Origin of the sequence: Sphingobacterium sp. N143, assembly GCF_030325625.1 — a bacterium.
Lineage (GTDB): Bacteria > Bacteroidota > Bacteroidia > Sphingobacteriales > Sphingobacteriaceae > Sphingobacterium.
On the sequence record NZ_JACAIS010000005.1, the window covers coordinates 334,334 to 356,024 of the forward strand.

General features: G+C 41.6%; 18 protein-coding genes and 3 tRNA genes. 12 read left to right on the plus strand and 9 right to left on the minus strand.

Annotated features, from left to right (window positions below; translation table 11 throughout):
- Positions 1 to 5: 5 nt before the first annotated feature.
- The 3 genes from HX021_RS12415 (at position 6) to HX021_RS12425 (ending at position 293) form a co-directional block, all read left to right on the plus strand.
- Positions 6 to 82, plus strand: a tRNA-Asp gene (locus HX021_RS12415).
- A gap of 31 nt (positions 83 to 113) precedes the next feature.
- Positions 114 to 187 (plus strand) — tRNA-Asp (locus tag HX021_RS12420).
- A 29-nt stretch (positions 188 to 216) separates the two neighbouring features.
- Positions 217 to 293 (plus strand) — tRNA-Asp (locus HX021_RS12425).
- Between the two features lie 73 nt (positions 294 to 366).
- On the opposite strand, the gene HX021_RS12430 is transcribed toward HX021_RS12425, so the two are convergent.
- From HX021_RS12430 to HX021_RS12440, 3 genes are all read right to left on the minus strand, one after another.
- Complete coding sequence (locus HX021_RS12430; protein ID WP_286590682.1) at positions 367 to 519, minus strand: (4Fe-4S)-binding protein; 153 nt, start codon at positions 517 to 519, stop codon at positions 367 to 369.
- 23 nt (positions 520 to 542) lie between these two features.
- Positions 543 to 1,784, minus strand: coding sequence for an MFS transporter (locus tag HX021_RS12435; RefSeq protein WP_286590683.1), 1,242 nt, complete (start codon positions 1,782 to 1,784; stop codon positions 543 to 545).
- A 295-nt stretch (positions 1,785 to 2,079) separates the two neighbouring features.
- Complete coding sequence (locus HX021_RS12440) at positions 2,080 to 6,129, minus strand: glycoside hydrolase family 2 TIM barrel-domain containing protein (protein ID WP_286590684.1); 4,050 nt, start codon at positions 6,127 to 6,129, stop codon at positions 2,080 to 2,082.
- A gap of 286 nt (positions 6,130 to 6,415) precedes the next feature.
- Between HX021_RS12440 and HX021_RS12445 the strand changes: the two genes are divergently transcribed.
- Both HX021_RS12445 and HX021_RS12450 read left to right on the plus strand, forming a co-directional pair.
- Entirely contained in the window at positions 6,416 to 6,988 is a 573-nt protein-coding gene (locus HX021_RS12445) for an RNA polymerase sigma factor (protein WP_286590685.1), read from the plus strand.
- A gap of 15 nt (positions 6,989 to 7,003) precedes the next feature.
- On the plus strand, positions 7,004 to 8,119 hold the full coding sequence (locus tag HX021_RS12450; RefSeq protein ID WP_286590687.1) for a S1C family serine protease: 1,116 nt from the start codon (positions 7,004 to 7,006) through the stop codon (positions 8,117 to 8,119).
- Positions 8,120 to 8,367: 248 nt separating this feature from the next.
- Here the strand turns inward: HX021_RS12450 and HX021_RS12455 are convergent, their stop codons facing one another.
- A complete protein-coding gene (locus HX021_RS12455) occupies positions 8,368 to 9,003 on the minus strand; it encodes a peroxiredoxin (protein WP_286590688.1) in 636 nt (211 codons plus the stop codon).
- A 291-nt stretch (positions 9,004 to 9,294) separates the two neighbouring features.
- Between HX021_RS12455 and HX021_RS12460 the strand changes: the two genes are divergently transcribed.
- On the plus strand, positions 9,295 to 10,431 hold the full coding sequence (locus tag HX021_RS12460) for an acyl-CoA dehydrogenase (RefSeq protein WP_286590689.1): 1,137 nt from the start codon (positions 9,295 to 9,297) through the stop codon (positions 10,429 to 10,431).
- 25 nt (positions 10,432 to 10,456) lie between these two features.
- Here HX021_RS12460 and HX021_RS12465 read toward each other — a convergent pair whose 3' ends face one another.
- The 4 genes from HX021_RS12465 to uvrB all read right to left on the minus strand — a co-directional run bounded on the left by HX021_RS12465 (position 10,457) and on the right by uvrB (position 15,493).
- The gene (locus tag HX021_RS12465) at positions 10,457 to 10,861 is read right to left on the minus strand and encodes a hypothetical protein (protein ID WP_286590690.1); all 405 of its coding nucleotides are present in this window, start codon (positions 10,859 to 10,861) and stop codon (positions 10,457 to 10,459) included.
- Between the two features lie 9 nt (positions 10,862 to 10,870).
- Positions 10,871 to 12,139: a glutamate-5-semialdehyde dehydrogenase gene (locus HX021_RS12470; protein WP_286590691.1), complete on the minus strand. Its 1,269-nt coding sequence runs from the start codon at positions 12,137 to 12,139 to the stop codon at positions 10,871 to 10,873.
- Positions 12,136 to 13,167: a glutamate 5-kinase gene (proB, locus tag HX021_RS12475; protein ID WP_286590692.1), complete on the minus strand. Its 1,032-nt coding sequence runs from the start codon at positions 13,165 to 13,167 to the stop codon at positions 12,136 to 12,138. The genes HX021_RS12470 and proB overlap by 4 nt, the downstream gene beginning before the upstream one ends.
- A 292-nt stretch (positions 13,168 to 13,459) precedes the next feature.
- Complete coding sequence (gene uvrB / locus HX021_RS12480; protein WP_286590693.1) at positions 13,460 to 15,493, minus strand: excinuclease ABC subunit UvrB; 2,034 nt, start codon at positions 15,491 to 15,493, stop codon at positions 13,460 to 13,462.
- Between the two features lie 226 nt (positions 15,494 to 15,719).
- Between uvrB and upp the strand changes: the two genes are divergently transcribed.
- From upp to HX021_RS12510, 6 genes are all read left to right on the plus strand, one after another.
- The gene (upp, locus tag HX021_RS12485; RefSeq protein ID WP_286590694.1) at positions 15,720 to 16,367 is read left to right on the plus strand and encodes a uracil phosphoribosyltransferase; all 648 of its coding nucleotides are present in this window, start codon (positions 15,720 to 15,722) and stop codon (positions 16,365 to 16,367) included.
- 103 nt (positions 16,368 to 16,470) lie between these two features.
- A complete protein-coding gene (locus HX021_RS12490; protein ID WP_286590695.1) occupies positions 16,471 to 16,944 on the plus strand; it encodes a ribonuclease H-like YkuK family protein in 474 nt (157 codons plus the stop codon).
- A 52-nt stretch (positions 16,945 to 16,996) separates the two neighbouring features.
- The gene (gene pnuC / locus HX021_RS12495) at positions 16,997 to 17,599 is read left to right on the plus strand and encodes a nicotinamide riboside transporter PnuC (protein WP_286590696.1); all 603 of its coding nucleotides are present in this window, start codon (positions 16,997 to 16,999) and stop codon (positions 17,597 to 17,599) included.
- 17 nt (positions 17,600 to 17,616) lie between these two features.
- Complete coding sequence (locus tag HX021_RS12500; RefSeq protein ID WP_286590709.1) at positions 17,617 to 18,156, plus strand: AAA family ATPase; 540 nt, start codon at positions 17,617 to 17,619, stop codon at positions 18,154 to 18,156.
- A gap of 145 nt (positions 18,157 to 18,301) precedes the next feature.
- Positions 18,302 to 18,712: a BrxA/BrxB family bacilliredoxin gene (locus HX021_RS12505; RefSeq protein WP_077438022.1), complete on the plus strand. Its 411-nt coding sequence runs from the start codon at positions 18,302 to 18,304 to the stop codon at positions 18,710 to 18,712.
- Between the two features lie 214 nt (positions 18,713 to 18,926).
- Complete coding sequence (locus tag HX021_RS12510) at positions 18,927 to 20,561, plus strand: amidohydrolase (RefSeq protein WP_286590697.1); 1,635 nt, start codon at positions 18,927 to 18,929, stop codon at positions 20,559 to 20,561.
- A 159-nt stretch (positions 20,562 to 20,720) separates the two neighbouring features.
- Here HX021_RS12510 and lipA read toward each other — a convergent pair whose 3' ends face one another.
- Positions 20,721 to 21,602 (minus strand): lipoyl synthase, encoded by an 882-nt coding sequence (gene lipA / locus HX021_RS12515; protein WP_286590698.1) that lies wholly within the window; start codon positions 21,600 to 21,602, stop codon positions 20,721 to 20,723.
- Positions 21,603 to 21,691 lie beyond the last annotated feature (89 nt).

Sequence of the window (21,691 nt, forward strand, 5' to 3'; positions counted from 1 at the left end):
TTTTAGGTCTGGTAGTTCAGCTGGTTAGAATACATGCCTGTCACGCATGGGGTCGCGGGTTCGAGTCCCGTCCAGACCGCCAAAATTATTAAAAACAAATTCTTAAAATTTTAGGTCTGGTAGTTCAGCTGGTTAGAATACATGCCTGTCACGCATGGGGTCGCGGGTTCGAGTCCCGTCCAGACCGCTAAAATTTTAAAAAACATCTTTATTATTGGTCTGGTAGTTCAGCTGGTTAGAATACATGCCTGTCACGCATGGGGTCGCGGGTTCGAGTCCCGTCCAGACCGCCAAAACAAAAAAAGTCAGCATTGAATTCAATGCTGACTTTTTTTGTTACAATACCTTTCTTTTCTCCGATCGCATTTACGGCATCTTTAACTCATACTGAAGCGCTCCCGAAGGGCAACGCTGAATCTGATCAATCAATTCTGCCGTGATGGCATGCTGAACTGTAATCCAGGGCCTATCTTTCGGATGATAGACTGTAGGAAGGAATAAACCTCTCTTTAAAATCAAATATAATAAAACCTTATTTTGTTTTAAGCAGTGGCCCTTCGTTTCTTTATCATATTACTCACCCTATAAATCATGATAATACCAATAATGGACAGTAAGACAACAATGATCCCTAAGGTTGGATAATGCTCAAGAGGGCTTTCCTTGGTCTGTTGGACGATGATCATTCCTGCCAATGCAGCCGCCACGCCACCAGCCAACTGCTGTAAAGATGAACTGATACTCATGAATGCACCACGGTCTTTCATCTCCGGAACCGCTGTTATCAGGGCTGAGGAAGGGGTCATACGACTCAATATACCAGCCATCATCAGTATATTCAATACGATCACCAAGAAGAATGGTGTTACACCAAGATTGGTATAAATCAAGACCACAATCATAAGCCATAACGAAGCAATGGCAAAGATCTTAAATTTATCATACCGGTCACTCAATTTACCTACAATTGGCATGATAATCAGTGAAGCTACTCCAGATATCATAAATAGCATGGGCAGCTGTTCATGACTGACCTTCAGATTGTTTACGGCAAAAGCACTTCCAAAAGGCATCATCATATACCCTCCAATAGACAATAAAGCCGTAGCAAGAAAACCGACGCGATATTCTTTCCGGGAAAAGGTAGCCCATAAATGCCCCAGTGCCGATTGATGTTTTTGAAGGCCGATATGTGCAGTAATGGGAACCAATTTAATCGCGATGATCAGGACGATAATAAGCGCCATGACTGCAATCCACAGAAAAGCACTGTGCCAGCCCCAATTATTAGCGATATACAACCCGATTGGAATACCCAGTACCTGGCTGGCACCAAACCCCATTTGAACAAAGCCCATGACACGTCCTCTTTGCTGCAGGGTAAATATATCCGTAATGATAGCCATTGAAATTGAGCCGATAACACCTCCGAATAAGCCCGTTACAATACGTGCAGCGACTAAAGTCCAATAGTCATTGGCAAAACTACAGAGGAAGGTGCCAATGATAAAACCCGAGTAGAAGAACAGCAAAAGCTTCTTACGGTCAAAGCGATCTGCAAATCCTGCTGTCAGTAGTCCTGATGCCCCTGCACTAAACGCATAAGCAGATACTGCTACACCGAATTGGGCAGGTTTTAGATCAATAGCTTTCATCAAGATATCGCCCATTGGCGACATCACCATGAAATCAAGCACCACTGTAAACTGAGTCATTGCCAGTAAAAACACAACAAGTCTTTGATAACCCGTAAAAGGAGCATTTGCCTGTTTATCTATTTCCATATAATAACTGCTATCTTGTTTTTTAAACTGATTAAAAATACAGAAGTGCAGGAACATTTTTCGCATCAAAATTCACAAAATGCCATCACCTTCTTTTTCTACTGCTGCAGCCCTATTTTCTTAAGACCAAAGCAGGCTCTTTTAGATCGCCTGATCTTTATAATAAATCTTTATCAATACATGGTCCCACCATATGCAAAACTATTCTCCTATCGCCCAAAACTCACCATGTAAGCTAACAAAAAAGCCACCAACTGTACAAACAGTTGGTGGCTTGATCCATTGCAAAAATTTGCTATTCTGCGATTACGGCAAATTCTGCAGCAGATGCAAAATCATCTCCGCGCTGCGAGTTCAATGCCGTAAAACGGATGTACCGCCCCTGACAGGCTTTTTCAAATCGAACAGTTTTAAGCTTCTTATTTCGCTCAAAGGAACCTGACATTACGTCTGTCCAATTCTTGCCGTCTGGACTTACTTGAATTTTATAATCCTTGATATCACCATTGGCGCCGTCCTGTCTAGGTAAAAATGTAAACCCTTGGATTGTTTTTACACTTCCCGCATCAAAATCAACCCAGTGTGGATATTGTGCGACTGTGACAGAATACATCGTATGCCAGATTGATGTCGGATCCCCGTCCAATAAATTGCCCGCATCCCCCTCGCCTGTCTCTTGACTCGAGGCAAAGACGACCTCCATCGGAACGGTTTCGATCTTTGTATACTGTTGCGTTACTTTCAGCTTTTCATTCCCCTGGTACCAAGCAGTCACGGTACCACCTTGCCGTAAGTCAAAAGGGGCTTTATACAAAGCGGTTCTCCCATTATTCAATGTATATAAAACAGTTTCGTCTTTATTGCCTGAAAGAATGGATACCTGACCATTTGAACTTCTAGCAAATGAAATTGGTGCATCACCTGCTGTCATTACCTGAGCTTTCGCCCTAAAATCATTCTGTTTGACTGGCCGGATAATAAAACCGATAGAAGTTGGGGTTGCTTTCACACGGTCTTTTTCCAATGGAGGCCCTTGTCCACAGCTATTTCCTCCCAACCCCGTTACCGCAGCATCAAGGTGTAAATGCAGACCCGAACTTTTTGGCAATTGATAGGGATGTGGAGCGAAAGTCAATTCCAGTTCACTGTATTCCAATGCTGAAGTGGCTAAATGATCTTTCGCTATAAAAACAGCCCCTTGACCTTCATTGTTTGTCAAGGCCGCCCAACGCACATCTTCATTATTACTCATATTTTGCGGATTAGGCCAGGGCACGAATTGATCCTTAACCGTACTTTTATGGAGCTCAATAAACTGCGCTGTTTTACGGTCCGCATAGTTATTGATCGGGCCTCTTCCATAGTAAGTATAATGACCATATTCAGCCGGCATTTGCAGCGAATAACCTAATCTTGCCAATACCACGCTGGCATTGTTGGATGTGATGCTTGATGACAACTCTATGGAACCGTCCTTATAAATAGTCCAAATCTGGTTGCTCGTAAACTTGAAATCATGATGACCAAATGGCCTTTCTTTGTGCTCCTTAAGGGTATACGTACCAGAGGTTCCACCTAGTAGCGATGCAGCATAGGGTGCCTGTGATTCAATAGTAAAGGCCAACACAACCGCTCCATTTTTCTTTACATAGCTATTGGAAGACAATACTTTATGTGCTAGGTTGTATAAGCCCTTTTCAAACCATTGCTGATAAGCCCAATTATCGTTGTCCACAGGTGCGCGAAAAGCATCCAATTTAGGGCCTTCACCATCACGGATAATTTGCTTGTTAGCATATACTAAGCTGTAGATGGACCCTGTCTTATTATCAAATTTTGCGACAAATTGATCTCCTTTTACGACTTGCAGCTCCCCTTCTTCGGAAAGTACCGGGTTTTTACCCGCGGCAACAGCCGAAATCAGAGGTTTATTTTCTGCTGCTTTTAAAAACAGCTGCTCTTCCATCTGGACAAAACCTTTGGATGCCCACGGTCTCTCTTCGTTGAGCAAAAATTGAACTTTTACAAAATATTCAGATCCCGCATCTAAATTGCTATATGCGATTGGCAGGACAACTGTTTTTTTCTGACGCGCTTTTGGCAAATCGGAAGCAGCTATTGTACCCGTGCTGCCCGCAACAGCCAGACCATCTTTGAACAGTGTCCATTGTACCCGATAATCAGTAAGGTCTTTAAAGTAACTTTTATTGAAGATTTCGATTTTCCCATGCTGGATATCCATCGCTTTCACCCCTATGTTTTGGTATACTTTCTTTACCTCATAGTATTGGGGTTTGGGTTTCATATCGGCAAAGATCAATCCATTGTTGACAAAAGTCCCATCATTGGGTTTATCCCCAAAGTCACCCCCATAAGCCAGAAAACGTTCGCCAGTCTTTTTATCATAATAGTACATGGCCTGATCAATCCAGTCCCAGATAGCGCCCCCCATAAAGAAGTTGGTCGACTCTATGGCTTCCCAATAATCGATCAAGTTACCGACTGCATTGCCCATGGAGTGTGAATACTCAGAAATATGGAAAGGATACTTTAATTTATAGGTTCCCTTCACAGCAGCCCTGACCCAATCAATGGATGGATATTGATTTGATCCCATATCCACGATGGCATTATTCCGCTCGTATTGAACTGGTCTGGAAGAATCAATTTTCTTGATGGCATCATAGGCAGCAACAAAATTATCACCAGGACCAGCTTCATTTCCTAAAGACCAGATAACAATGGATGGGTGATTGATTGTTGCATGAACCATCTCTATATTTCGGGCAACGTGTGCATTTTTCCATTCCGGAACATGAGAAAGCGATTCCTTGCCGTAATAATATTCATGGCTTTCAATATTGGCTTCATCCTCCAGATAAATCCCGTACTTGTCGCATAGGTAATACCAATAAGGAGGTTCAGGGTAATGTGAATTACGCACATGATTAATATTGGCCCGTTTCATTAACTTCACTTCGGCTTCCATTTGCGCTCTGCTCACGACTTTTCCATGCTCTGGGTTAGTCTCATGACGATTGACACCCTTCAATTTTATTGTTTTCCCATTGATGTAGTAATAGCGCCCCGCCAAACCAAATTCATCATCCGAAGCCTTGGTATCTTTGATTTCAACCTTTCTAAACCCGACATAAGTAGAAACAGTCTCCATGGTCTTGTTCTTCTTATCCTTCAGCTCAGCGACCAGGGTATAACGATATGGAAGCTCAGCAGACCATTTGTCCGGATTTTTCACCGTCAGTACCGCCTCCACCGTATTGGAGGCTTTAGTATCCAATTGAGGTACAGCCGCAATTGCTTCCGCCTGATCAACAAGAACATTATCATCACTATATAGTTTATTTTTATAGAGTGAATAGACGACCTTATACCCAGTGGCCTTCTTGTCACTCAGATTACGGATCGAGCTCTTGATCTTTAGACTCCCATTCTCATACTTATCATCCAATTCAGGAATAGCGGCCAAATCGCGAATTTGGACTTTTGGTACGGAGGTCAATGTAACATCCCGAAATATGCCGGGTAATCTAAACATATCCTGATCTTCCAAAAACGAAGCATCTGAACTGCGGTAGACTTCAACTGCCACTACATTTTCACCTTCTTTTTTTAAGAAAGCTGAGATATTAAATGAAGCTAAATTTCTAGAATTTTTTGAAAACCCAACATACTTACCATTGATCCATAGGTAGAAAAAAGAATCCACACCATCAAAATTGATAAACACTTCACGGCCATCCCAATCGGCAGGAACAGTGAAACTGCGGCGGTATGATCCTACTTCATTACGATAGACATAAGTGGTCCAATCTTGGGCCGGAGTCCGCATTACACCACCTTTCCAGTCACCAACCTGGACCTGATGATGAAAGATGACGCGTTGATTGGTATAAATGGGTACGCCATACTTTAAGCTCCCATCCTTTTGGATACCATAGATATTCCAGCTCATGGGAACAGGAACTGATGTCCATTCACTCACATCATATTTTGGATTAAAAAAGTCTTTGGGTCTTTCCTCAGGTGTTTTTACCCAATGGAATTTCCATGATCCATTCAATGAAGTCCAAAACTTACTGTGTTCAGGAAGTACTTTTCGTGCACTTTCAACGTTTTGAAAGGAGAAGAAAGATGCATGTGGCAGTTCTTTGTTCAGTGACAACAATTGTGGTGATTCCCATTCATTTCCTTTGGGCGACAGGACATCGCCATACAGGAATCCATCAATAGTTGAGGTCATTGACTGTCCCACGGCCGTAGTGGTATTCAGCGACAGAAATGAAGCTAGAATCGTTGAAAAAATAAAAGATTTTCTTAACATCATGTGATTAAGCAATTTAGTCCAGGAAATCAAATGTAATGTCAATTTGCAGTAATAACAAGCCGATTGTTAAAGCACTCGATTGCGAAACTTTTTCGATACAGAAAAAAACAAGCAAATCCACATCGATCCGGGCGAACAGCTGAAAACAAAAGCTTTCGATTTCAACGAATAAGCAGTATTTTTGAGGATAGATTTCGCTTTAAACAAATAAAAGTTTACGTTTGAAAATATTTTGAAGAATTTTATCTTTCAAAGGGTTACAATTTAAGCAATAAGGTATTAATAGGTGAGTAAATTCAGTAAATCAGTCCTGCTAGAAAATGATGAGCAAATCATTGAAGGCATCAAAGGCGGCAACAGCTTAGCGATAGATACAATCTATAAGCAATATTACCCGTCCATAAGCCATATGATACTGCAAAACAATGGAAGTGAGGATGAAGCGAAAGATATCTTTCAAGAAGCTGTGATCGTGCTCTATGATAAAGTTTCCAAAGGGAATTTTGAGCTCAGCAGCAAGCTAAAAACATATCTTTACTCGATTTGCCGAAGGCTTTGGCTTAAACAACTCAATCGTGCTGGTTTTGGCAATAGTGACATTAGCGGTTATGAAGATTCCTTATTTGAGGAAGAAGATTTACAGCAGCATCAAGAACTTGAAAAAAAGTTCGATCAAATGGAACTTGCGCTGGAGAAAATGGGAGAACCATGTAGAACGATCTTATATGATTTTTACATTTTAAACCACTCGATGCAGGATATCTGTGAAAAATTTGGTTACACCAACACTGATAATGCCAAGACTCAAAAATATAAATGCCTGCAGAGGCTGAAAAAAATATTTTTTTCAACAGATTAAAATTTGAGTAACACCATGGGAACAATGAATCAAAAAGAATTTTTCGAATTGGCAGACCAATACCTCCGCGGACTATTATCTGCAGCGGAAAAGGCTGCATTTGAAACTTTTTGTGCTGAACACCCCTCCTATGCTGCCCAATTACAACAACATCGCGATTTTATTGGCCACATGCAAGATACAGACCGACGTCTTGACTTCAAAAATGCATTGGCAAAATCGGCTAAAGAATACCATAAATCCCAGAGCAAACCAACAAAAGTGGTTCCGATAAAGCAATCCACAGTCATCTCACTTTGGGAACGCATTAAAGCAAGTTCTTTAGTTGCTGCAATTGTAGCCATATTTGCGGTATTTGGTACATTATGGCTAAGTGGTTATTATAGTAACCTTGAAAAAGCCTCATCAGATTACAGCGCCTTGCGCCGGGACATGAATAATGTCAAGAAAAACGTGAACGCGCATAATGCGGCAATCAAAGATATCAATGACAAAAAGTCCGTGACCACTGGTGAAAGCCAATTCGGAGCAACAGGATTTATGCTGACGACAGATGGTTATGTTGTTACAAATTATCATGTGATCAGTGGGGCTGATTCCATCTATTTGCAAAATAGCAAGGGAGAATCCTACAAAGCACAGGTTGTTCATACGGATGACAGTAAGGATTTGGCGATCTTGTATATCGCAGATAAAAATTTCAAAAAAACCAAAAGCTTACCCTATACTTTCAAGACATCGACTTCAGATCTAGGAGAAGATATCTATACCATTGGCTTTCCTCGAGATGAAGCAGTATATGGACAAGGCTACTTGAGTTCATCCACCGGATATGCGGGGGATACCATTGCTTATCAGATTTCTGTACCTGTCAATCCGGGAAATAGTGGTGGACCCGTTCTGGACAGCAGAGGCAACGTAATCGGTATCATTTCAGGTAAACAAAGAGGAATTGATGGGGCAGCTTTCGCCATCAAAACCAAATCAATCATGAATGCTATTGCTGAGATTCCCAGTGATTCGCTCACAACCGGTGTAAAAATTAATAAAAAGAATACGTTGGCCGGTTTACCTAGAACCGAACAAATCAAAAAACTACAGGATTATATTTATATGGTCAAAGTTTATTAACGACTGTTTGATCCAACAAGAAAAAGGCTGCATCCAAATTGGATGCAGCCTTTTTCTTTTGAAATGAATCTGCCATTGGCATGTAACATGTGTTCTTATTCTTTTTATGGCTACTTTCTTGTTAGCTGCTGTGCCCATTTTCATGTAGAGATCATGATGTTTATCCTTACCCCTATAAAGTGGAAAACGCCAAACTTTAGAAAAATTTGACGTCATTCCGATTTGTATAGGTTTCTTTTGAGCAAATACTACAAATTAGGTTGTGGTGTTGTTCTCAGATACGGTTTAATTTCTTTAAATCCTTTTGGGAACTTTGCTGGAATATCTTCAGTCTTAATCGCCGGTACTACAATCACATCCTCACCATGCTGCCAATCTGCCGGTGTTGCCACCTGATAATCAGCTGTCAGTTGCAAGGAATCAATAACCCTTAAGATTTCATCAAAATTGCGTCCAGTAGATGCAGGATATGTCAATGTCAATTTTATTTTTTTATCGGGACCGATAATGAACACTGAACGTACCGTAGCTGTCGCCGAAGCATTCGGGTGAATCATATCATACAATTCAGAAATATGATGATCTTCATCTGCAATAACAGGAAAATTAACTTCTGTCTGCTGCGTTTCATTAATATCTTTGATCCAGCCTAAATGATCATTTACATTATCCACACTTAATGCAATAGCCTTTACGCCTCTTTTATCAAATTCGGATTTTAATTTTGCCGTACGCCCCAATTCCGTAGTACATACAGGGGTATAATCAGATGGATGTGAAAAAAAGACCACCCAGCTATCTTGGATATAATCGTGAAAATCAATTTCACCAATGGTTGTTTGCGCTTTAAAATTCGGCGCTTCATCTCCTAATCTTAAACTCATAATCTTATTCTTTTTAAATCTGTACAAAACTACATACTCTACAAATATAGTAGATTAAACTTAGCAAACAAATAATTCATCCTAATTTTTAAATTCAAATGAAAATCATTAGCACATATATTATGCTTGCATAATATATTTTGTATATTTGATTGGAACGGTGTTATTTTCTAAACGAAAGAAGTGAGCAATGAATAGCAGCCTAAAGACAAGGTTCGCTAAAGAGGGAGCATGGATTAGTGAAATAACAGGCATGGACAATAAGTTATAAACCTATAAATGTTAATTAGCATGAACTTTGAACTAAGTGAAGAACATAAAATGATCCGTGATGCCGCAAGGGAATTTGCTCAAGAATTAAAAGCAGGTGCAATTCAACGCGATGAAGAGGCTAAATTTCCAACAGATTTTGTCAAACAGATGGCCGATCTGGGATTTATGGGAATCATGACGCCTGAAATCTATGGTGGGGCCGGTATGGATACATTAGCCTACGTCCTTGTTTTGGAGGAAATTGCTAAAATTGATGCCTCTGCGGCGGTGATCGTTTCAGCTCACAATTCACTGGTGCTCTATGGACTTAATGCCTTTGGAACAGAGGAACAGAAACAGAAATACCTTATCCCATTGGCAAAAGGTGAGAAACTGGGCGCATTTGCACTTTCGGAGCCTGAGGCCGGGTCAGATGCTTCATCGCAGCATACCACTGCGGAGGACAGAGGAGATCATTATGTATTAAACGGTACCAAAAACTGGATTACAAATGGTGGACATGCCGATATCTATCTGGTCGTTGCACAGACTCATCCTGAAAAAGGGCATAAAGGAATCAATGTGCTGATTGTCGAAAAAGGACTAGCTGGTTTCACCATTGGCCCAAAGGAGAACAAATTGGGTATTCGTAGTTCAGATACGCATGCCCTGCTATTTTCCGATGTTAAAGTTCCTAAAGAAAACCGTATTGGTGATGATGGCTTTGGGTTCAAATTTGCCATGAAAACCCTGGACGGTGGTCGCATTGGCATCGCTGCACAGGCCTTAGGAATCGCCGCAGGTGCCTACGACCTTGCTCTTGCTTACGCCAAAGAACGTAAAACATTTGGTAAACCTATTTCGGAGCATCAGGCGATTCAATTTAAGCTTGCTGATATGGAAGTAGATATCGAAACGGCTAGATTGCTAACATACAAAGCTGCATGGACCAAAGATCAAGATCTTCCCTATGGCAAGGAAGCCGCAATGGCCAAACTCCATGCTTCCGAAGTCGCTATGAAGCATACAGTCGAGGCGGTGCAGATCCATGGTGGCTATGGTTATGTAAAAGAATACCATGTAGAACGCTTGATGCGCGACGCCAAGATCACACAGATTTATGAAGGGACATCCGAGATACAACGCCTGGTCATTGCCCGGGAAATCTTGCGGTAAGATTCCCTGAAACAGATAGGATTTTTTATGAATTACTCAATTTATTGTCTATCATCGAAAGATACTGATAATCCTGAAAGGCAAAGCTTGCTGTTTCAGTCATCGCTAAATTTAAGGTGAATTTTGCTTTGCGCAATAAGTTATCTTGCTCTTCAGAGTTTGCATTTAGACCATCAAAGAGCAGCGTCAATGCCAATGGATGCAATTGTTGTACCTGAAGTTCACTTGTTAAATAGGCGCTAAGCTCATTTTCCGAGAGCCCTAAAAAATAAGCTCTGTTTTTCTCAAAGAACTTTATATAAGCGTCCTCAAACACAGCAGGATCTTCAGGTTCTGTAAAAACCTGTTGTCCTTCTGTCCAGATACGTAGAAATTTACCAATTTCTTCGATCCAGTTCATCAATATATCCTTCTTAAAACTTATTCCCATGATCTATCATTATCGGATCTGCCCATTACCCCGGACGATCCATTTTTCCGTTACCAGTTTTTCCAGTGCAAAAGGTCCACGTGCATGCAGTTTTTGGGTTGAAATTCCGATTTCAGCGCCTAACCCGAATTCACCGCCGTCTGTAAAACGGGTTGATGCATTCACATATACCGCAGCGGCGTCCACCACATTTAAAAATCGTTCAACATGAAGTTCATTGGAAGAGACAATACATTCGGAATGTTTTGACGAATATTTTTCAATATGGTCCAGTGCCTCATCCAATCCATTAACGACCTTGACTGAACATTTCAAATCTAAAAATTCTCTTCCGAAATCTGGCTCTTGCGCCATTACTAAATTTGAAAATCCTTCCTGCTCTAATATCCCGAAAGCAACCGGGTCGGCAAATACTTCCACCGCAGCATTTTTAAAGTAAGGTGCCAGCTTCGCTAAAAATACAGGGGCAACATCCATATCAACCAGAACAGTATCTAATGAATTGCAGACAGAGGGCCTAGAAATCTTTGCATTTGCCACTATTGATGCCGCCATATCCAGGTCGGCTGTCTTGTCCACATAGGTATGACATACCCCTGCTCCAGTTTCGATGACAGGTACCTTCGCATGTTCTCTAACAAAATCAATCAAGGACTGCGATCCACGGGGAATAATGATATCCACATATTTCGTGGCTTCCAATAATTCAGACACATATTTTCTGTCCACAGGCAACAGTTGTACGATATCCCTTGAAACGCCACTATCATCTAACACGCCATGAATAACATGCACTAGTGCTTCATTGGTATACTGCGCATCTGAACCACCTCGTAACACACATACATTCCCAGATTGAATGCACAAGGCTGCCACATCGATCGTAACATTTGGCCGAGATTCATAGATGACCCCAACGACCCCCAATGGAACAGTGATTTTCTCTATCTCCAGGCCATTGGGCAATGTTTTTTTCAACAGCAATTGATCTGTCGGGTCAATTAAGCCAGCAATTTGCCGCACACTGTCTGACAGTGCTTTTAACCGGTCACCATTCAGCAAGAGCCTATCTTTTTTGGGATCTCCGTCGTCCATACGGTCAAGATCAATTTTATTGGCTTCCAATATCACGGCTTCCTGTTCCACAAGAGCAGTGGCCATATTATTTAAAAGGGCAGCCTTAGCTTCTGGAGAAAACTGCTGCAAGAATTGTTTTGCCTTGGCAGCAGCCTTAAGTTGTTCGATTATGGATTCATTCATGATTATTGATTCACTCATAACAATACGATATCATTTGCATGCGCAATTTCTACATTCTTTTTACCTGATTGAGACAACAAGGAAGAATCCATCTTTGCCCGGGCAACTGCCACGGTAAGTCCCTCCAAATTGACAATATTCAGGACCTCCCCCTTTTCAAAGTGCTCAACTATTCGGGTAACTCCAACAGCCAGCAAACTTTTATGTCTTAACAAGGCTTCCTCAGCCCCGCGATCGATCATCAATTCCCCCTTGATCAGACTTCCACTGGCCAGCCATTTTTTACGGGAAGATATCTTTTTACTTTCAGGCAGGCACAAGGTTCCTGTTTCGTGTTTTACGGCTTTTTTAATAGCATCCTCAGTTTGCATGCTGAAGATGACCACAGCGATTCCCATCTGGTTGGCAAGACGGGCAAAATTCAGTTTAGAAGTCATCCCTCCTAATCCAACCGCAGATTTATCCTTTCTCGCCAACCCCAGGATATCCCGGTCAATGGTCTCGATTTGTGTTATAATTTTATTATTTGCATCCAATACCCCCGGAACAGAAGTACTGAACAATAACTTTTCAGCACCAAATCCAACAGCAATTAGCGTTGCCAATTCATCATTATCGGAAAATTTCAATTCTTTATTACTCACGACATCATTCTCGTTCGCTATCGGAATAACATTGTTACGCCACAACTCCTCGTAGGTATTTTTTAATTGCAAGAATTGGTCCCTATTAGAAAAGTGGTGCCGCTCACATAAGCTCTGTGCCAAAGAAATCTTAAAAGGTCTGAAATAGGTCGAATAGGTATTGATCAAAATAGGGTTTCCAATAGCGGCTGCCGCCTTTCGTTCCGATAAGGTCCCTGTGTAATTGGGGAGAAAACGTTTTCCTGCCGCAACGGCGCCCGAAGACACTAAAACAACATTATATCTCTTCTGCAAAGAAGCAATCTGCCTGGCAATCTCCAAAACAATACGCTCGTCAACTTCTCCCTCTTTCGTGGTAATAGAAGCCGATCCAAATTTGACAACGAGAATTGGCTTTTTCATTTATACTATATTAGTTTAGATTAAAGCACTAATTTACTGAGAAGAATTCAAATTATGCAAAATATGTTAATGTTTGAACAATATTATTCAATAAATAACACAAAAAGCGATACATCCAATCTGCCTCATGACGATATTTAAATCAAAAAAATCTCAGCCAAAACAACGATCTGATACCGGCCAGTTACTTGTTAAAAAATTTGTGCACAAAAAAGCAGCCCCGATATGGAGACTGCCTATTGGCTTACGAGAAGATGATTCTCAGTCATCTGAAACAACAAAAAGTTATGGCCTATGAGGAAAAGCGTTCATCATAAAGTTTCTCCAGGGAGAACATTTCGTCACGATATTTGGCTGCTTCCAGAAAATCCATATCCTTTGCTGCTTTATCCATCTTCTTACGGACATTGTCAATTGCCTTCTTAAGATCTTTCTCGCCGAGATATTGCATGACCGGATCTGCCGCTATCGCTTGTGTCGGATCAGGTTCAACATAAATTTTAGGCTCAATACCCGAAAAATCTGCAACAGAGGTTTGCTCCAAGATCTCCTCTCTTGTCTTACCGACCGTCCGTGGGGTGATACCATGCTCCTGATTATATTTCATCTGCTTATCCCGACGGCGATTTGTTTCATCAATCGTCACACGCATACTGTCGGTCATTTTATCTGCATACATAATGACCCGGCCTTTATCATTACGTGCCGCACGTCCTATCGTCTGAATCAGTGAGCGTTCCGAACGTAGGAAACCTTCCTTATCCGCATCAAGGATAGCGACCAGGGTGACTTCAGGCAAATCCAGTCCCTCCCGCAGCAAATTCACCCCGACCAATACATCAAATTCACCCAGGCGCAGTCCCCTCAGGATTTCTACACGTTCCAAGGTCTTAATTTCAGAATGGATATAACGAACCTTCAGATTGAGCTTGGTCATGTATTTTGTCAGTTCTTCTGCCATACGTTTTGTCAGCGTTGTTGCCAGTACACGACCACCTTCCTTGATTGTCTTATCAACTTCTTCCAGAAAATCATCCACCTGGTTAATTGCGGGACGAACTTCAATAATCGGGTCCAGCAGCCCTGTTGGACGAATTACCTGTTCGACCACGACACCTTCAGTTTGCTGCAGCTCATAGTCTCCCGGAGTTGCCGATACATAAATGGTTTGATTGGTCAATGACTCAAACTCAGGGAAATTCAGCGGCCTGTTGTCCAACGCTGCAGGCAGCCTGAAACCGTGCTCCACTAAGGAGACTTTGCGTGAACGGTCTCCACCATACATTGCCCTCAACTGCGGCAATGTGACATGGCTTTCATCGATCACTAAAAGGTAATCCTCCGGGAAATAATCCAAGAGGCAGAACGGGCGCATGCCGGGTTTTCTGCCGTCAAAGAAACGGGAATAATTTTCAATCCCCGAACAATATCCCAATTCACGCATCATTTCCAGATCATAATTGACCCGTTCTTCCAAACGTTTTGCCTCAAGCATCAGTCCCTCTTCCTCCAGCTGCGTTTTCCGTTGCATCAATTCATCCTGGATCGCCCAAATTGACTCTTTAAATTTTTCCTTTGGTGTCACGAAGAGATTGGCCGGAAAGAGGGCCAAATCTTCCATTCTGTTCAGCGTTTTTCCGGAAACAGGGTCAATCTCGCTTAACTCATCAATTTCATCACCGAAAAAGGAAATACGAATCGCGTTATCCAAATAGGCTGGAAATACATCCACGGTATCCCCTTTAACACGGAAAGTACCCCGCTTAAATTCTGTCGTTGTCCGTGAGTATAGAATCTCCACAAGTTTATGCAAGAAAGCATTCCTGCTCACGGTCATTCCAACTCCGAAGCGGAAAATTGAACGTGAAAAATCTTCCGGATTTCCCATACCGTAAATACAGGAGACGGAAGAGACGACCACAATATCCCTTCTCCCGGACATCAATGCAGATGTGGTGGCCAAACGCAATTTCTCAATCTCTTCATTGATGGCCAAATCTTTTTCGATGTAGGTGTTGGTAGAAGCTATAAAGGCTTCCGGTTGATAATAATCATAGTAGGAAACAAAATAATTGACCGAATTATGAGGGAAGAACTGTTTGAATTCACCATAGAGCTGTGCCGCCAGGGTTTTATTGTGACTTAATATCAATGTTGGTTTTTGGGTTTCCTGGATAACATTGGCAACAGTAAAGGTTTTACCAGATCCCGTTACTCCTAAAAGTGTTTGATATTGTTCTCCTTGATCCACACCTGCAACCAATTCTTTAATTGCCTCAGGCTGATCCCCTGTAGGTCTATACTCTGATGTTAACTCAAATTTCATACAATTCCTATTTCTAAAAAGACAATGACACTCTTCCTGTATCTTCCTTCCGGTCTACAAAGGCTACAGTAAATAAAACATGTGGTCTAGGCCATCTTTTCTTATGGTCTCTAACAAATTTACTAATTTTTTTACCATTTCACAGCAAACCATTATTATCCAATGGTTGTTATTACTTTCAGTTGATTATTTACTATCTTTAGCTTAACTGAACTAGCAAAACGTCATGGTCACAATCCTATCTACCCAAAATAGCATCGCCAATCATTTTATTGCTGAATTGAGAGATGTCCATATTCAACAAGATCGCATGCGTTTCCGACGCAATCTAGAACGGTTAGGCGAAATTTTCGCTTATGAGATCAGCAAGACCATGGCCTTTAAGCCTGTTGAAGTTGAGACACCATTGGGACTTGCCAAAACACATCTTCTGATGGAACAGCCCGTACTGGCTACCATCCTTAGAGCAGGGCTTCCTTTCCATCAAGGTTTATTGAATGTCTTCGATCAAGCGGACAATGCCTTTATTGCCGCCTACCGCCACACGAAAAAAAGTGGCGAATTTGAAGTACATAAAGAATATGTCAATACACCCAATTTAGATAACAGGATCGTCATTATGGTGGATCCTATGCTCGCCACTGGTCGGAGCCTCGTCTTATGCTGTAAAGATCTTCTTGCCGAGTATGATATCAAAGAATTACATATTGTCGCCGCGATCGCTTCAGAGGAAGGATTGAGCCATGTAAAAGCTTTTGTTCCCACAGCACATATCTGGGTAGGTGATGTGGATCATGAATTGACAACAAAAGCCTATATCGTCCCAGGGCTTGGCGATGCCGGAGACCTTGCCTATGGTGAAAAACACCCCTAATGTGGATAATTATTTAAAATTAAATTAACACTTAGCTCATTGAAATTCAGTAAATTTATGACAATGATGAAGTTTAGTTTTTTTATACCTAATTTATACCACTATGAGATGGCAAAAGTACAATGGCGAATCTATTCGCTCCACGATTTTCGATGCTGTTGAAGAAGTCATTAAACGAGAAGATGCCTTAGGGAATAAGCTCAAAGTTTATATCGGCACCGATTCCCAAGTGAAGAGAGGCATCATCGATTTCGCAACAGTTATCGTCTTTCTCCGGGAACATAAAGGGGGATTTATGTTTATCCAACGGGACAAAAGGCATCACCGCATGACCATTAAAGAACGGATGTTGCTCGAAGTCCAAAAGTCTATCGACATCGCCTACCAACTCTGCCCCCTCCTCGAAAAATACAAAGTAGACCTCGAAGTCCACGCCGACATCAACACCAATCCAAATTTTCAGTCAAATGTTGCACTTAAAGAAGCCATGGGATATATTATGGGCATGGGCTTCGTCTTTAAGGCCAAACCTGAATCTTTTGCTAGTACTAACTGCGCCAATAAGCAGGTTCAATAGCTTACTATTGGGCAGACTTTGTATCTTTAGGTGTAATTTTTAGTACACCCGCATGCAGGATTTTTTTCAGCAGACTGCTAGTCAGTTTGCCCAGACAACTTGGCTCGAGTGGCTAGGTACCTTAACTGGCTTTCTTTGTGTTTATTTGGCTGCCCGACAAAATATCTGGAACTGGCCGATCAGTATAATCAGTGTCAGCGCTTATGCCATTCTGTTCTACGACGCCAAACTATATGGTGACACCGTACTGCAGTTTTATTTTTTATTCACAGCAGTTTACGGATGGTATTATTGGTTTAAGAGAAAAGAAGAAAATAAGAAACCTATTGTCAAAGCCAATAAAAATCAGCTACTGTTAGCGCTTACTGCTATTATCATCTTAACAGTCGCCATCGGATACTTACTGGATAGCCAGACCAATTCAGACGTCCCTTATATCGATGCATTCTGTACGGCAGTAAGTTTTGCCGCTCAATTCCTCATGACAAGAAAAATACTTCAAAATTGGCTCTTATGGATTTTTGTTGATCTCTGCTATATCCCCCTCTACATACACAAACAGCTCACATTAACCGCCCTTCTTTATCTCGTTTTCGCTATTATTGCCTGGAACGGTTATCGCGATTGGCAAAAAACCTATAAAAATTTTGTGTAATATTGTTTAACAAAATGATGGATGTGAGAAAAGAATTAATCAAAATTGCTGTTGTTGGCCCCGAGTCTACAGGAAAATCCACAATGGCCCAATTCCTTGCCAAAAAATTTCAAACACCTTGCGTCCCTGAATATTCACGTTACTATTGTCAGAGTCTCAATAATAAATACACCCTACAGGATGAAGTGAATATGTTTTATGGACAGATCGCTCTGGAAGAAGCACTGATACCACTAGCGAAGGGAAATATCTTGATCTGTGATACTACCTGCATGACGGTAAAGATTTGGTCCGACCATCTCTTTGGACATACCCCAAAAGAAGTAACCGACAAAATCCGACAGCAGCATTATGACTTCTACTTACTCATGGATATTGACTTAGCCTGGCAAGACGACCCTTTGCGGGATTTTCCCGAACAAAGAGATCACTTCATGGAAGTGTGGAAGAAGGAACTATATGCCATTCAAGGACGATACCATATTGTGTCAGGGCAGGGAGACCAACGCCTAGCGAATGGCTTAAGTGCTGTCCAAGATTTTCTGACATTGATTTGAGACTAGCATCTTGACGAAACAGGCTTTTACAACTATATTTGTAAGGAGAAAGTATCGATGTCAATACGGTTTTTTATAGCCTAAAACGATCTCAATACTTTCAAAGCGATGTGAATTAGAATTTTAACTTTTTACTTTAGAAATAATGTATCCAGAATATTTAGTAGCTCCAATGCGTCAAGAGTTAGTTGATGCAGGATTCGAAGAATTAAAAACACCAGAGGCAGTTGACAATGCAATTGCTTCAGAAGGAACTGTTTTTGTCGTTGTCAACTCGGTTTGTGGCTGTGCAGCAGCAAATGCACGCCCTGCAGCAAAAGCTGCCGTTAAAAACGAGAAACATCCAGCAAAATTAGTTACTGTTTTTGCGGGTATGGAAACTGATGCTGTGAATACAGCACGTAACTATATGTTGCCTTATCCTCCATCTTCTCCGGCCATGGCCTTATTCAAAGATGGAAAATTGGTACATATGATTGAAAGACATATGATTGAAGGTCGCCCGGCACAAATGATTGCGGACAATTTAGTTGCAGCATTTGACGAGTACTGCTAATCACGTATTTTGATTTTTGAATTAAAAAGGCTGTCCGAGTTATTCGGATAGCCTTTTTTACATTTACGTCAAACATATGTTCGTTATATCAGCGACAGTCCCCTACCATCATCATATCAGCCTAATCTTTAGCCAGGATCTCTATCCCAGCATCAGTAAATTTATCATCTGCCGCAGATAGAGTTTATTAAAAGCTTTTTCCTATTTTTAAGGTATGAAAACCTTTCCAATAATCTTTTTGTTCTTTTGCTGGACGATCATTGCATGTTCTACACAGACCAAAGTAGACCTGATTGTCTATAATGCACAAGTATATACTGTTGATTCCACTTTCAGCAAGGCAAAGGCATTTGCTGTCAAGGAGGGTAAGTTTATAGCCATCGGTTCAGATGAAGAAATACAACGGAAATATAAATCAAAAGAAACGATTAATGCCGAAGGAAGGTCTATTTACCCTGGATTTTATGATGCTCATGCGCATTTATTTGACGAAGCCGAGTTAATGGATCAGGTTGATCTAAACGGTGCTGATTCCTTCGAGGAAGTTATACAACGCGTCAAAACCTACCAACAAAAAAATCCAGACAAAACTTGGCTGATCGGGGGTGGCTGGGATCAGAATCGCTGGCGGAATAAAACCTTCCCTACAAAAGATTTATTGGACAAAGCTTTTCCGGATGTCCCTGTCTACCTCATGCGGGTAGATTATCATGCCGCAGTAGCCAACTCTAAAGCTCTGGAACGGGCCAAATTAACGAGCATCCCCAATATTCATGGCGGTGTTGTCGGCGGCAACAATAATATCCCCAATGGTCTTTTGATCGATAATGCAATGGACCTTGTCAATAAAGCCATCCCCGTTCCTGACGAAAAAGAGTACTTAAGAATGCTCAAACGCACACAGGATTCACTCCTTTCCGTTGGTCTAACTTCCATTGTTGATGCAGGTTTATCGAAAGAAAGGCTCGAGCTCTTAAAAAAATATTATAAGGAAGGTCAATTGAAATTTAGGGATTATGCCATGATCCTTGGAAATCCCGAAAACATAAAATCTTTTATCGATCAGGGTTTCTATGAAACAGAGCGTTTCGAGATCAAAGGATTTAAGCTGCTTGCCGACGGTGCATTAGGCTCTCGTGGAGCCTGTCTCCTCGCACATTATCACGATGCGGCAACACATGGCTTTCTTCTCCATAGCCCACAAGAATATGAAGAGATGATCAAACAGATCGCAGCAAGTAAATTTCAGGCAAATACCCATGCCATTGGTGATTCCGCCAACCGTATCATATTGGATATCTATGGAAAATATTTACAGCCGCAAACAGACCGTAGATGGCGGATCGAGCATGCACAAATTATCTCACCCGCTGATTTTGATAAGTTTCGAAAATTCCAGATTATTCCATCCGTACAACCTACACATGCCACCTCGGATATGTATTGGGCCAAAGATCGTCTTGGAGAAGAACGTATGAAAGGAGCCTACGCTTATAAGCACTTGCTGAAAGAATATGGTAAGCTTGCACTGGGGAGTGATTTCCCGGTTGAACATTTCAACCCGATGTATGGCTTTCATGCTGCAGTCGCTCGTGTAGACAAACAAGGATATCCGGATCAGGGATTCCAAATGCAAGATGCTATCAGTCGGGAAGATGCTTTGCGAGGGATGACAATCTGGGCCGCTTATTCCTGCTTTCAGGAACAAAAAAGAGGAAGTATAGAAGCCGGGAAAGATGCTGATTTTGTCATCCTCGAAAAAGATATCTTAAAAATTCCCAATGAACAACTCAGAGGCGTCAAAACCCTGCGTACAGTTATTGCCGGTGAGACAGTCTTTATACGTTAGCGGGTCTGCTAGCAGTATCCAGCCAGCAAGTGTTGTCTAGCCATAAACAGTTCAAGATTTCACGCTGGCTAACGTTTTCTTCTTACCTTGTCCCATCATAAAAAAAAGCCTGCGTGATTACCTCACGCAGGCTTTTTTTTATGATGGCCATCTGTTTTTTTATTGCATATCAAACAAGTGCTTTTCGGCATGGTAAGATGAACGCACCAGCGGGCCTGATTCCACATACTTGAATCCCATTTCCAAGCCAATTTTTTGATATTTTTCAAATTGCGCCGGCGTGATCCATTCGATGACAGGATGATGCGCTTTAGTCGGTTGTAAATATTGCCCTAAAGTCAAAATATGAACACCAGCATGATACAAATCCTGCATTGCTTCGATCACATCTTCTTCCGTTTCGCCCAACCCCAACATAATACCAGATTTCGTGCGAAGCCCTGCTTCCGAAATTCGTCTCAAGCATTCCAATGAGCGGTCGTATTTAGCTTGAATGCGCACTTCTCTTGTGAGGCGCCGAACAGTTTCCAAATTGTGCGAAACAACTTCTGGACGAACAGCAATCACACGATCCAAATTCTCCCATTGGCCTTTAAAGTCTGGCAATAAGGTTTCCAGGGTTGTTTCAGGACTTTCTCTACGGATTGCGTTGATCGTTTCGGCCCAGATGATGGAACCTCCATCTTTCAAGTCATCACGATCCACAGATGTAATGACACAGTGTTTCACCTGCATCAATTTCACAGAATTAGCCACTCGGTTGGGTTCATCCAAGTCTACTGGCAAGGGACGTCCAGTTGCCACAGCACAAAATGAACATGAACGTGTACAGATATTGCCTAATATCATGAAGGTCGCCGTACCAGCTCCCCAACATTCGCCCATATTGGGGCAATTTCCACTCTCACAAATCGTATGCAATTTGTGCTCATCAACAAGACTTCTGACATGTCTATACTCTTTACCAACAGGCAATTTGACACGCAACCAATCAGGCTTACGTTGTGCAGGAGTTGCCGGAATAACTGGAAGTTCAATCATACAACAAAGTTAATGATTAAAAATGTAATTTCTATCCGGCAATTTGTTGGTTTTATATCATAAAAAATTGTTCAATCCACACAATATAT

What these genes read in the sequence shown, in the direction of transcription:
- HX021_RS12510 (WP_286590697.1), top strand. Translation starts at nt 18,927, where the DNA reads ATGAAAACCTTTCCAATAATCTTTTTGTTCTTTTGCTGGACGATCATT.
- HX021_RS12465 (WP_286590690.1), bottom strand. Translation starts at nt 10,861, where the DNA reads ATGGGAATAAGTTTTAAGAAGGATATATTGATGAACTGGATCGAAGAA.
- HX021_RS12460 (WP_286590689.1), top strand. Translation starts at nt 9,295, where the DNA reads ATGAACTTTGAACTAAGTGAAGAACATAAAATGATCCGTGATGCCGCA.
- pnuC (WP_286590696.1), top strand. Translation starts at nt 16,997, where the DNA reads ATGCAGGATTTTTTTCAGCAGACTGCTAGTCAGTTTGCCCAGACAACT.
- HX021_RS12455 (WP_286590688.1), bottom strand. Translation starts at nt 9,003, where the DNA reads ATGAGTTTAAGATTAGGAGATGAAGCGCCGAATTTTAAAGCGCAAACA.
- HX021_RS12500 (WP_286590709.1), top strand. Translation starts at nt 17,617, where the DNA reads ATGGATGTGAGAAAAGAATTAATCAAAATTGCTGTTGTTGGCCCCGAG.
- proB (WP_286590692.1), bottom strand. Translation starts at nt 13,167, where the DNA reads ATGAAAAAGCCAATTCTCGTTGTCAAATTTGGATCGGCTTCTATTACC.
- upp (WP_286590694.1), top strand. Translation starts at nt 15,720, where the DNA reads ATGGTCACAATCCTATCTACCCAAAATAGCATCGCCAATCATTTTATT.
- lipA (WP_286590698.1), bottom strand. Translation starts at nt 21,602, where the DNA reads ATGATTGAACTTCCAGTTATTCCGGCAACTCCTGCACAACGTAAGCCT.
- HX021_RS12435 (WP_286590683.1), bottom strand. Translation starts at nt 1,784, where the DNA reads ATGGAAATAGATAAACAGGCAAATGCTCCTTTTACGGGTTATCAAAGA.
- HX021_RS12440 (WP_286590684.1), bottom strand. Translation starts at nt 6,129, where the DNA reads ATGATGTTAAGAAAATCTTTTATTTTTTCAACGATTCTAGCTTCATTT.
- uvrB (WP_286590693.1), bottom strand. Translation starts at nt 15,493, where the DNA reads ATGAAATTTGAGTTAACATCAGAGTATAGACCTACAGGGGATCAGCCT.
- HX021_RS12450 (WP_286590687.1), top strand. Translation starts at nt 7,004, where the DNA reads ATGGGAACAATGAATCAAAAAGAATTTTTCGAATTGGCAGACCAATAC.
- HX021_RS12490 (WP_286590695.1), top strand. Translation starts at nt 16,471, where the DNA reads ATGAGATGGCAAAAGTACAATGGCGAATCTATTCGCTCCACGATTTTC.
- HX021_RS12505 (WP_077438022.1), top strand. Translation starts at nt 18,302, where the DNA reads ATGTATCCAGAATATTTAGTAGCTCCAATGCGTCAAGAGTTAGTTGAT.
- HX021_RS12470 (WP_286590691.1), bottom strand. Translation starts at nt 12,139, where the DNA reads ATGAGTGAATCAATAATCATGAATGAATCCATAATCGAACAACTTAAG.